The sequence below is a fragment of the Mycobacterium sp. genome (genome assembly GCF_035603715.1).
Taxonomy (GTDB): Bacteria; Actinomycetota; Actinomycetes; order Mycobacteriales; family Mycobacteriaceae; genus Mycobacterium.
The window spans coordinates 1-9,953 of the sequence record NZ_DATNJW010000268.1 but is presented as its reverse complement, the minus strand read 5'-3'; the positions used below and the strand labels follow the sequence as shown (position 1 = coordinate 9,953).

General features: G+C 66.2%; 10 protein-coding genes. 8 read left to right on the top strand and 2 right to left on the bottom strand.

The window, feature by feature from the left end:
- The first annotated feature begins 104 nt into the window (after positions 1-104).
- From VN856_RS11395 to VN856_RS11385, 3 genes are read left to right on the top strand one after another with little or no spacing between them, the layout of a single operon-like run.
- Positions 105-863 carry a sugar phosphate isomerase/epimerase family protein gene (locus VN856_RS11395; RefSeq protein ID WP_325689016.1) on the top strand — a complete coding sequence of 253 codons (759 nt, stop codon included), beginning with the start codon at positions 105-107 and terminating at the stop codon, positions 861-863.
- A 2-nt stretch (positions 864-865) separates the two neighbouring features.
- Positions 866-2,074: a hypothetical protein gene (locus tag VN856_RS11390; RefSeq protein WP_325689014.1), complete on the top strand. Its 1,209-nt coding sequence runs from the start codon at positions 866-868 to the stop codon at positions 2,072-2,074.
- Between the two features lie 11 nt (positions 2,075-2,085).
- Positions 2,086-2,985, top strand: a complete 900-nt coding sequence (locus tag VN856_RS11385; RefSeq protein ID WP_325689012.1) for an alpha/beta hydrolase — start codon at positions 2,086-2,088, stop codon at positions 2,983-2,985.
- A gap of 14 nt (positions 2,986-2,999) precedes the next feature.
- Here VN856_RS11385 and VN856_RS11380 read toward each other — a convergent pair whose 3' ends face one another.
- Complete coding sequence (locus VN856_RS11380) at positions 3,000-3,650, bottom strand: HD domain-containing protein (protein ID WP_325689010.1); 651 nt, start codon at positions 3,648-3,650, stop codon at positions 3,000-3,002.
- Between the two features lie 72 nt (positions 3,651-3,722).
- On the opposite strand from VN856_RS11380, the gene VN856_RS11375 reads away from it, so the two are divergent.
- Genes VN856_RS11375 through VN856_RS11355 form a run of 5 tightly spaced genes read left to right on the top strand, consistent with a single transcriptional unit; the run spans position 3,723 to position 8,286 of the window.
- A complete protein-coding gene (locus VN856_RS11375) occupies positions 3,723-4,508 on the top strand; it encodes an LLM class F420-dependent oxidoreductase (RefSeq protein ID WP_325689008.1) in 786 nt (261 codons plus the stop codon).
- Positions 4,505-6,286: an ABC transporter substrate-binding protein/permease gene (locus VN856_RS11370; protein ID WP_325689006.1), complete on the top strand. Its 1,782-nt coding sequence runs from the start codon at positions 4,505-4,507 to the stop codon at positions 6,284-6,286. The genes VN856_RS11375 and VN856_RS11370 overlap by 4 nt, the downstream gene beginning before the upstream one ends.
- Positions 6,283-7,014: an amino acid ABC transporter ATP-binding protein gene (locus tag VN856_RS11365; RefSeq protein WP_325689004.1), complete on the top strand. Its 732-nt coding sequence runs from the start codon at positions 6,283-6,285 to the stop codon at positions 7,012-7,014. Before VN856_RS11370 ends, VN856_RS11365 begins: the two co-directional genes overlap by 4 nt.
- A 55-nt stretch (positions 7,015-7,069) precedes the next feature.
- The gene (locus VN856_RS11360) at positions 7,070-7,582 is read left to right on the top strand and encodes a MarR family transcriptional regulator (RefSeq protein ID WP_325689002.1); all 513 of its coding nucleotides are present in this window, start codon (positions 7,070-7,072) and stop codon (positions 7,580-7,582) included.
- Between the two features lie 35 nt (positions 7,583-7,617).
- Positions 7,618-8,286: an SDR family oxidoreductase gene (locus tag VN856_RS11355; protein ID WP_325689000.1), complete on the top strand. Its 669-nt coding sequence runs from the start codon at positions 7,618-7,620 to the stop codon at positions 8,284-8,286.
- On the opposite strand, the gene VN856_RS11350 is transcribed toward VN856_RS11355, so the two are convergent.
- A partial coding sequence (locus VN856_RS11350) for a class I tRNA ligase family protein (RefSeq protein ID WP_325688998.1) occupies positions 8,270-9,953 on the bottom strand: 1,684 nt, incomplete at its 5' end. The two genes, VN856_RS11355 and VN856_RS11350, sit on opposite strands and share 17 nt — an antisense overlap.

Here is a 9,953-nt window from a genome sequence, read left to right as displayed (position 1 = left end):
GACGCAGTTGCTCGTCGACATCGGCGAGAACCTCGACGCCCTGCACGACGAATTCCGGCCGTTCCGTGAGCGATTCGGCGTCGAGATCGAGAACCGGAGCTGACGTGACGCACGAGCGGCTTTCCGTGCACAACGTCACCTTCTACGGCGACCCGCTCTCCGAGTTGGAGAAGCACTGGGCCGACCTGGGCGTCAGCCGGTTGAGCATCCTGGACAGCCAACTGCTGGACATCTCACAACTGTTGAGGCGCAACGGCTATACGATTGAGGCCGTTTACCATCTGTTCGACCCGGCCGCACTGCTGCAGGTGATCGACGCCGCGGCGGACGTCGGGGCCGGCACCGTGTACATGCTCACCGGCGGTCGCGGCCGTCTCACGTGGGAGCAAGCGGCGCAACGGTTCTGCGATGCCGTCGGCCCCTGCGCGGAACACGCGCGGCGGGCCGGAGTGGCGCTGGCGATCGAGAACGCGTCGAGCCTGTACGCGGACCTGCACATCGCGCACACGTTGCGCGACACCATAGCGCTGGCCGAGATGAGCGGGCTGGACCTGTGCATCGACCTGTTTCACTGCTGGGCCGAGGGCGAGATCGAGGAGTCGCTGAAAGCCGCCCTGCCGCGCACCCGGCTGATTCAGCTCAGCGACTACGTGCTCGGCGACCGGTCGCTGCCGGGGCGCGCCGTTCCAGGCGACGGCACCATCCCGATCGAAGGGTTCATCGCCCAGGCGCTGGCCGGCGGCTACGCCCACGGCTTCGACCTCGAGCTGATCGGCCCGCGGATCGAGAAGGAAGGCCGGCTCGAATCGGCCCGGCGCGCCTGTGATGTCGTCGGGGCGATGCTCACGAAGTTGGGGGCCTGACGATGGCCTACGGCGACGGACCCGACGACGCCGCGCTGCAGGCGGCATGGACGGCGTTCTGCGAACAGCTCCGCAACGCGGGTGAGCGGGCGTTCAAGGACGCCAACGCCCACTCCGGTGCGCAGCGCGTCGACGCGTTCCGGTTCCTCACCCAAAACCTCAGCCAGGCCTTCGATTTGGCGTTGGAGACTCGCGACACCGGCTATCCCGCACTGCACACGTTCTGCGGCCCGACCCGCAAGCTCGGTGGCGACTGCGCCGACTTCACCTACCAGCAAGCCTGGATCGACGGGCATTCGACATATCGCGTGACCGGCAGCCGCGGCACCGCGCGATTTTTCAACATCACCGTGCAGGGCCCGCGCACCCCCGGCCCTGGCGTACTGCACGAGCCGTTCGGTGACACACCGGAAGCCAACATCGTCGGCGATCAGCTCAGCATCGGCGACGACGGGATCTTCGAGCTGTACATCGGCGGTCCGCAGCGTGGTCCCAACTGGCTGCCCACCACCGGGGGGTCGCGAAAGCTGTTCATCCGACAGGGTTTTGACCGCTGGGACGAGCTGCCCGCGCAGATCCGGATCGAGCGAATGGACATGTCGACGCCCAAGCCGCTGCCCTCGGCCGAGGTGATGGTCGAGGCGATGAATTGGGCCGGCGACTTCGTCATCGGCCTCATGTCGGATTGGCCGGAGTTCCCGTTCAGCTACGGCGGTGTCGACGCCGATCGGCCGAACACCTTTCCGCACGTCGAGGCCACCGGTGCCGACGCCAAGCGCGGCCGGGCCGCGGCCAACATGTACTGGGAGCTCGACGCCGACGAGGCGCTCATCGTCGAGTTCGACGCTCACGACGGGCTGTGGATGCTGACCAACATGGGCGTGTTCTTCAACAGCATGGACTACCTGTACCGACCGGTGAGCTACACACCGAGCCGCACCGCAGTCGACACCGACGGCCGCATCCGGCTGGTTATGGCGCACCGTGATCCCGGCGTGCGCAACTGGTTGGACACCCAGGGATTCGAACGCGGCAACCTGACCTACCGCCACATGCTCGAGGGCCAACCCGCCGTGCTCACCACCCGCGTGGTCAGCCATGACGACCTCCTCAGCGCCCTGCCCGCGGACACCACGATGGTCACCGAGTCCGAACGAGCCGCCGCGATGTGGGATCGATTCCGCGCCATCCGTCGTCGCTACGTCCTCTAGGGTCACAACTTGTGAGCGACATCTCTGACGACGACCTGCTGACTCTGTCCGAGTTCGGGCTGCTGGCCGAGAACGCCGAGCAGGCCGGCGTCACCGGTCCGGCGCCCGCCGTGCGGCGCGTCGAGTCCGGCGGCATCAGCGGGTTGCAGTGGGGCGACCTTTCGCCGCGGGTGGTGTTCTTGCACGGCGGCGGACAGAACGCACACACCTGGGACACCGTGATCGTAGGGCTCGGAGTGCCCGCGCTGGCGGTCGACCTGCCCGGCCATGGGCACTCCGCGTGGCGCGAGGACGGCGACTACTCGCCGCAGAACAATGCCGCCGCGATCAAGCCGGTTATCGAGGACCTCGCCCCGGTTGCCGAGCTGATCGTCGGCATGTCACTAGGTGGGCTGACCGCCATCGGGCTGGGCGCCATCGCGCCCCAGCTGGTACGCGAACTCGTGCTGGTCGACGTCACCCCGTCGGCGTTGCGCCGCTACGCGGAGATGACCACCGACGAGCAGGGCACGGTCGCGCTGGTGGCCGGTGAGCGCAATTTCCCGAGCTTCGATGCGATCCTGGAGGTCACCACCGCAGCTGCGCCGCACCGCGACCGGAAATCATTGCGGCGCGGCGTCTTTCACAACTCTCACCGCCTGGACGACGGGACCTGGACCTGGCGTTACGACAGCATCCGAAAGATTCCCGATTTCGACAGCTTGTGGGACGACTTCGCCGGCCTGTCGGTGCCGGTCAGGCTGGTGCGCGGCGGGACATCGCCTTTCGTCACCGACGAGGACGCTGACGAACTGGCCAGGCGTGCACAGCAATTCCAGGGAATTCAGATCGTGGAGAACTCGGGTCACTCAGTGCAAAGCGACCAGCCTCGGGCGTTGATCGAGATCCTGCGCGGCGTGCTGGCGGGCTAGCTCCGCCGCGGTCCTTATTCGGGCCAGGTGTTGCCCAGAATGTTGTCGACGAAGTTGTCGCGGGCGAACGTGGGGTCGAAACGCTCCAGGACATCGGCGTTGCAAGTCCCGAAAGTGGTTTGGGGACGGCGCTTCATGCCCTCGTTGAACGCCGCCAGGATTTCCCTCTTGAAATCGGGTCGAGGGTGTGCGGCGACAACCGCGTCGCGATCCTCCGGCGCCAGATCGTCGCGGCCGATGCCGAGCACATCGGTCTCGACACCCGCAGTCACCAAAGCTGTTTCGGGCGACCGGAATTCGGGCACGCCGGGCGTGGTGTGCAGGGCGATACCCAGCCAGACTTTGTCGGCGTCGGCCTCGTCGACTCCGTGTTCGAGCAGAAAGTCACGCGCGGCATTGGCCCCGTCGACCTCGAAGCGCAGCGTCGAGTTGCGGTACCGCTCGGTGAGCCCGATGTCGTGGAACATCGCCCCGGCGTAGAGAAGCTCCAGGTCCGGCCGCAATCCGCGGCGGCGACCCTGCAACACCCCGAAGAAGAACACCCGGCGGGAGTGGTTGAACAGCAGGTCGTCTTCGGCAGCCCGGATGTGCGCGGTGATCGCCGTCACCAGCTCGGTGTCGGGAAGGTTAACGCCGGCGATACTGTCGGCAGCCGTGCTGGACATATGCAGCTCCTACCGGAAGGAGGTTGGTTGTCGAGCTTATCTCGGGTAGCACCGCGCCCTACGGTAGAAGGCATGACTTCTCCCGAGCGGCCGATCCGCATCGGGGTTCAGCTGCAGCCCCAGCATTCCCCGAAATACCGAAACCTGCGCGACGCCCTGCGCCGATGTGAAGACATCGGCGTCGACGTCGCTTTCAACTGGGACCACTTCTTCCCGCTCTACGGGGATCCCAAGGGCGCGCATTTCGAATGCTGGACCATGCTCGGCGCCTGGGCCGAGCAGACCTCGCGAATCCAGATCGGCGCGCTGGTGACCTGTAACTCCTATCGCAACCCGGAGCTGCTGGCCGACATGGCCCGCACCGTCGACCACATCTCGGACGGTCGGCTGATCCTCGGCATCGGGTCCGGCTGGAAGGAAAAGGATTACGACGAGTACGGCTATGAGTTCGGCACGGTCGGCAGCCGCCTCGACGACCTTGCCGGCGCGCTGCCCCGGATCAAGTCCCGGCTGGCCAAGCTGAACCCGGCGCCCACCCGCGACATCCCGCTGCTGATCGGCGGCAAGGGCCCGAAGAAGACGCTGCGACTGGTCGCCGAACACGGCGACATCTGGCACGGGTTCACCACCGTCGACAGTTATCCGCAGGCTGCCGAAGTGCTCGACGAGCATTGCCAGGCGGTGGGCCGCGATCCCGACACCATCGAACGCTCGGCCGGCGTCAACGTCGAGAATCTGATCGCCGATGCGGAAGGGTTGGTGGCGCTCGGCGTGACGCTGCTGACCGTCGGGGTCAACGGCCCGGACTACGACCTGAGCGACGCCGAGGCGCTATGCAAATGGCGTGATCGGGCATGAGGGTCAGCGCATCGAAACTGGGCGCGCTACTGGCCACCCTCCTGCTGATCTACAGCTTGGCTCCGATGGCCCCGGCGGCGGCTGACAATCACATGTGTAAGCCGTCGGGCAAAGAGGGCGCGATGGCCCTGCCCAAAAAGCTGGAAAACGCCAGGCGGCCCATGGAACGCGACTACACGACCGCCGACGTCGAGCCGTTGAGCTCGGTGAACATCGACGCGCTCGGTTTGCGCACGCCGCGGACCCTGACCGTCGGAACTCAGCCAGGAGGTCCACCGACCAGCTGCCTGGACGCCATGGGGCGCTTTACCGGCTATGACAACGAATTGCTGCGCGCAATCGCGGCGAAGCTGGGCCTGAACGTCGTCATTGCCGGCACCGAATTCGCCGGTCTGCTCGCCCAAGTGGCGACGGGACGTTTCGACGTCGCCTCATCGTCGATCGTCGCCACCGAAGCCCGCCGTCGCACAGTCGGATTCACCAACGGCTACGACTTCGGTTACCTGTCGCTGATCGTGCCAACCGGCTCGCCGCTCGACAGCTTCGAGAAACTGGCACCCGGGCAGCGGATCGGCGTCATTCAGGGCACCGTCGAAGAGGCCTATGTCGTCGATACCGTGCACGCGCAGCCGGTGAAATTCCCCGACTTCACCACCCTGTACAGCTGCCTGAAGAACCATCAGATCGAGGCGTGGGTGGCGCCGGCGATGGAGGCGGCCAAAGTGATGCGGCCCGGCGACCCGGCCACCGTCGCTGCGTACACCTACAGTCCGGGCAGTTTCATCGCGTTCCCGGTCGCGAAAGACAACCAGCCGCTGATCGATGCGCTGAACGCCGGCTTGGACGCCGTCATCGCCGACGGCTCCTGGTCACAGCTGTACACCGACTGGGTTCCGCGGCCCTTGCCGCAAGGCTGGAAGCCGGGATCGAAAGCGGCGCCGACGCCGCACCTGCCCGACTTCGCGGCGATCGCCGAACGCAACCACCGCGACGAGCCAGGCGGGACCGCAGGACCGAAATCCACCCTGACCCAGCTGCGGGATCAGTTCTTCGACTGGGATCTGTACGAGCAGGCCATCCCGGCGATGGTGACGACGGGCCTACCCAACACGCTGATCTTGACCATCAGCTCCAGTGTGATCGGCCTGGTGGTCGGTATGGGCCTCGCGGTGGCGGGCGTCTCGCGGACCCGCTGGCTGCGCTGGCCGGCGCGGATCTACACCGACATCTTCCGCGGCCTGCCCGAAGTGGTGATCATTCTGGTGATCGGGCTCGGCATCGGGCCGATCGTGGGCGGACTGACGAACAACAATCCGTATCCGCTGGGCATCGCCGCCCTGGGCCTGACGGCCGCCGCGTATGTGGGTGAGATCTTTCGATCCGGCATCCAGAGCGTCGAACCCGGGCAGCTGGACGCCTCTCGCGCACTCGGGCTGAGCTACAACACCGCGATGCGCATGGTGGTGATCCCGCAGGGCATCCGCCGGGTACTGCCCGCCCTTGTAAACCAGTTCATCGCGCTGCTGAAAGCCTCCGCGCTGGTGTACTTCCTCGGGCTGATCGCCGGCCAACGCGAACTATTCCAGGTCGGCCGTGACCTCAACGCACAGACCGGCAGCCTCTCGCCACTGGTCGCGGCCGGGGTGTTCTACCTGATCCTGACCATCCCGCTGACCCACCTGGTCAACTTCATCGACAACCGGCTTCGGCACGGCCGGGCCGCAGTTGGAGCACCGGCAGATCCGCTGGCAGTGCCAAGCAGTCAGGAGATGACGTGACAGAATCAGTATCGTTGGCGGGCAATGGGATTCAGCTGTCCTTCGGCAGCAACAAAGTGCTGCGCGGTGTGGACATCAACGTGCCGGCCGGCAACACGGTGGCGGTGATCGGCCCGTCGGGCTCTGGAAAGTCGACCCTGCTGCGGGCGCTGAATCGATTGCACGAACCCGACGGCGGCGACATCTTGCTCGACGGTCAGTCGGTTCTGAGGGACGATCCCGATGCGGTGCGGCAGCGGATTGGCATGGTGTTTCAACATTTTAACCTTTTCCCGCATCTGAGCGTCCTGGACAACGTGATGTTGGCGCCGCGCAAGCTCAAACGCCTCTCCGGCGACGCGGCTCGCGAGTTGGGGCTGGCGCAACTGGACCGGGTTGGCATGAAGCACAAGGCCGATTGCCGCCCCGGCGCCGTGTCGGGCGGCCAACAGCAAAGGGTGGCGATCGCCCGCGCGCTCGCCATGTCACCTCAGGTGATGCTGTTCGACGAGGCGACCTCGGCGCTGGATCCCGAACTGGTCAAAGGAATCCTGGCGCTGATCGCGGACCTGGGCTCCGAGGGCATGACAATGGTGGTAGTCACGCACGAAATGGGTTTTGCGAAGTCCACATCCGACGCCGTCGTCTTCATGGATCACGGCCAGGTGGTGGAAACCGGGCCGCCCGCGCAGATTTTCGAGGCGGCAACCACCGAGCGCCTGCAGCGCTTCTTGTCGCAGGTCCTGTGAGATGCAAAAACGAAATATAGGCCGCTTAACTGCAGACAGGTTAGACTGTCGAACTATGGCGGAAACCGAAGCCACCGTGCCCGAGCTCACCGAGCTGGCGGAGGGGCTTCACCGTACGCTTTCCAAGTTGTTCTCGATTCTGCGCCGTGGCGATCCGAGCGCCGGTGCGGCGGCGGCCAGCGACCTCACGCTGGCCCAACTGTCGATCCTGGTCACACTGCTCGACCGGGGCCCGATCCGGATGACCGACCTGGCCGCCCACGAACGCGTCCGCACGCCCACCACGACGGTGGCGATCCGCCGCCTGGAGAAGATCGGCCTGGTGAAGCGCTCGCGCGACCCCTCAGACCTGCGCGCCGTGCTTGTCGACATCACCCCGCGCGGCCTGGCCGTTCACCGTGAGTCGCTGACCAACCGGATTCACGCGCTGGCCACGCTGCTGAGCCAACTCAGCGAGCCCGACCGGGAAACCCTCACCAAAGCGCTTGCACCGCTCGAGCGGTTGGCGGGCAGCGAGCCGGTGGGCAGCGCGGCGACCGCCCACACCAACGGCGACCAGACGTCGTAATTCCTTGCTGCGCATAGCCGCCTAAGCTGGCAAGCATGCGGACCGCGCTCATCACCGGCGCCAGTCGCGGGATCGGCGCCGCTATCGCCGATGCCCTGGCGCCCACCCACACCCTGCTGTTAGCCGGACGACCGTCACCCGCGCTAGAAGCCACCGCTGATCGGTTGGGCGCCACTGCGCTGCCGCTGGACGTGACCGATACCGACGCGATTGCGGACGCGACCGCCGCCATCAACGAGCTTGACGTGCTGGTGCACAACGCCGGGGTGTCGCTGCCGGGGCGGGTCGCTGAGTCCACCGTCGATCAGTGGCGGACCACTTTCGACGTCAATGTCGTTGGTGCCGTTGCGGTTACGCTGGCTCTGCTGCCGGCTCTGCGGCGTGCGCAGGGACAGGTGGTGTTCATCAACTCGGGGTCGGGTCGCACGGCGTCGGAAAACATGGCGTCGTATTCGGCCAGCAAGTTCGCGCTGCGGGCGCTCGCCGATTCACTGCGCTTGAGCGAGCCGACGCTACGGGTCACCACCGTCTATCCCGGCCGAACCGACACCGACATGCAGCGCGAGTTGGTGTCGTTCGAGGACGGCGAGTACGACGCCGATCGGCTCCTGCGTGCGGACACCGTTGCCGCGGCGGTCGCCTACGCGATCGCGACCCCGGCTGACGGGCATCTGCACGAGGTCATACTCAGACCACGAGGTTGACCATCTTCCCGGCGACCACGATCACCTTCTTCGGTGTCGCGCCGGCCAGGAACGCCTGCACCTTCTCGTCAGCCAGCGCTGCGGTCTCCACCGCATCGGCGTCGGCACTGGCCGGCACCGTGATCCGGCCGCGCACCTTGCCGTTGACCTGGACGGGGTATTCCACGCTGTCGTCGACCAGGTAGTCGGGATCGGCCACCGGGAACGGGCCGTGTGCCAGCGATGCCGGATGGCCCAGCCGCTCCCACAACTCCTCGGCCAGGTGCGGAGCCAGCGGCGCCAGCATCAGCACCAACGGCTCGGCCGCGGCCCGCGGAACCGAGTCGCGGTGTTGCTTGGTCAGGTGGTTGGTGTACTCGATCAGCTTGGCCGCCGCGGTGTTGTTACGCAGTGCCGCATAGTCTTCGGAGACTCCGGCGATGGTGCGGTGCAGCAGCCGCAGCGTGTCGGTGTCGAGATCCGCGTCCTCGGTCACCCGAGTCTCGCCGGACTGCTCATCGACCACCAGCCGCCACACCCGCTGCAGGAACCGATGCGCGCCGACGACATCCTTGGTGGCCCACGGGCGTGACGCCTCCAGCGGGCCCATTGACATCTCGTACACCCGCAAGGTGTCGGCGCCGTAGTCATCGCACATCTCGTCCGGTGACACCGAATTCTTCAGGCTCTTACCGATTTTGCCGAATTCCTGGAAGACCTCGATCTCCCCGTCGACACCCGGGTAGTAGAACTTGCCATCGCGCTCAACGACATCGGCGGCCGTCACATAGGACCCACGGGCGTCGGTGTAAGCGAACGCCTGAATGTAGCCCTGGTTGACCAACCTGCGGTAGGGCTCGCGCGAGCTGACGTGGCCGAGGTCGTAAAGCACCTTGTGCCAGAACCGGCAATACAGCAGGTGCAGCACGGCATGCTCGGCGCCGCCGACGTAGAGGTCGACGCCGCCGGGATCACCCGGCCCGTGCTCGGCGGGCCGGGGGCCCATCCAGTAGGCCTCATTCTCCTTGCCGCAGAAGCGTTCTGCGTTGTGCGGGTCGGTGTAACGCAGCTCGTACCACGAGCTGGCCGCCCATTGCGGCATGACGTTGGTGTCGCGGGTGTAGGGCTTCAGGCCGTCGCCGAGGTCCAGCTCGACGTGCACCCAATCGGTGGCTTTGGCCAGTGGCGGCGACGGCTCGCTGTCGGCGTCGTCGGGGTCGAACAGCACTGGCGAATAATCCGGGACGTCCGGCAACTCCACCGGCAGCGCGGCGTCATCCAGCGCGTGGGCGCGTTCGTCGCTGTCATAGACGATCGGAAACGGCTCACCCCAATACCGTTGCCGTGCGAAAAGCCAGTCGCGCAGCTTGTATTCGATGCGCGCCTTACCGCGGCCTTCGGATTCCAGCCGTGCGGTGATGGCCTCCTTGGCGGCCGCGACGTTGAACCCGTTGAGGTAATCCGAGTTCACCAGGACGCCGTCGCCGGTGTACGCCGCTTGCGAAATGTCGCCACCGGCAATCACTTCGACGACCGGCAGGCCGAACTCGTGGGCGAACTCCCAGTCGCGCTGGTCGTGGCCGGGCACGGCCATGATCGCTCCGGTGCCGTATCCGGCCAGCACGTAGTCGGCGATGAAGACCGGCACCTGCTCGCCGTTGGCCGGGTTGGTCGCATAAGTGCCCAGG

What these genes read in the sequence shown, in the direction of transcription:
- VN856_RS11390 (WP_325689014.1), top strand. Translation starts at nt 866, where the DNA reads ATGGCCTACGGCGACGGACCCGACGACGCCGCGCTGCAGGCGGCATGG.
- VN856_RS11380 (WP_325689010.1), bottom strand. Translation starts at nt 3,650, where the DNA reads ATGTCCAGCACGGCTGCCGACAGTATCGCCGGCGTTAACCTTCCCGAC.
- VN856_RS11375 (WP_325689008.1), top strand. Translation starts at nt 3,723, where the DNA reads ATGACTTCTCCCGAGCGGCCGATCCGCATCGGGGTTCAGCTGCAGCCC.
- VN856_RS11370 (WP_325689006.1), top strand. Translation starts at nt 4,505, where the DNA reads ATGAGGGTCAGCGCATCGAAACTGGGCGCGCTACTGGCCACCCTCCTG.
- VN856_RS11360 (WP_325689002.1), top strand. Translation starts at nt 7,070, where the DNA reads ATGGCGGAAACCGAAGCCACCGTGCCCGAGCTCACCGAGCTGGCGGAG.
- VN856_RS11355 (WP_325689000.1), top strand. Translation starts at nt 7,618, where the DNA reads ATGCGGACCGCGCTCATCACCGGCGCCAGTCGCGGGATCGGCGCCGCT.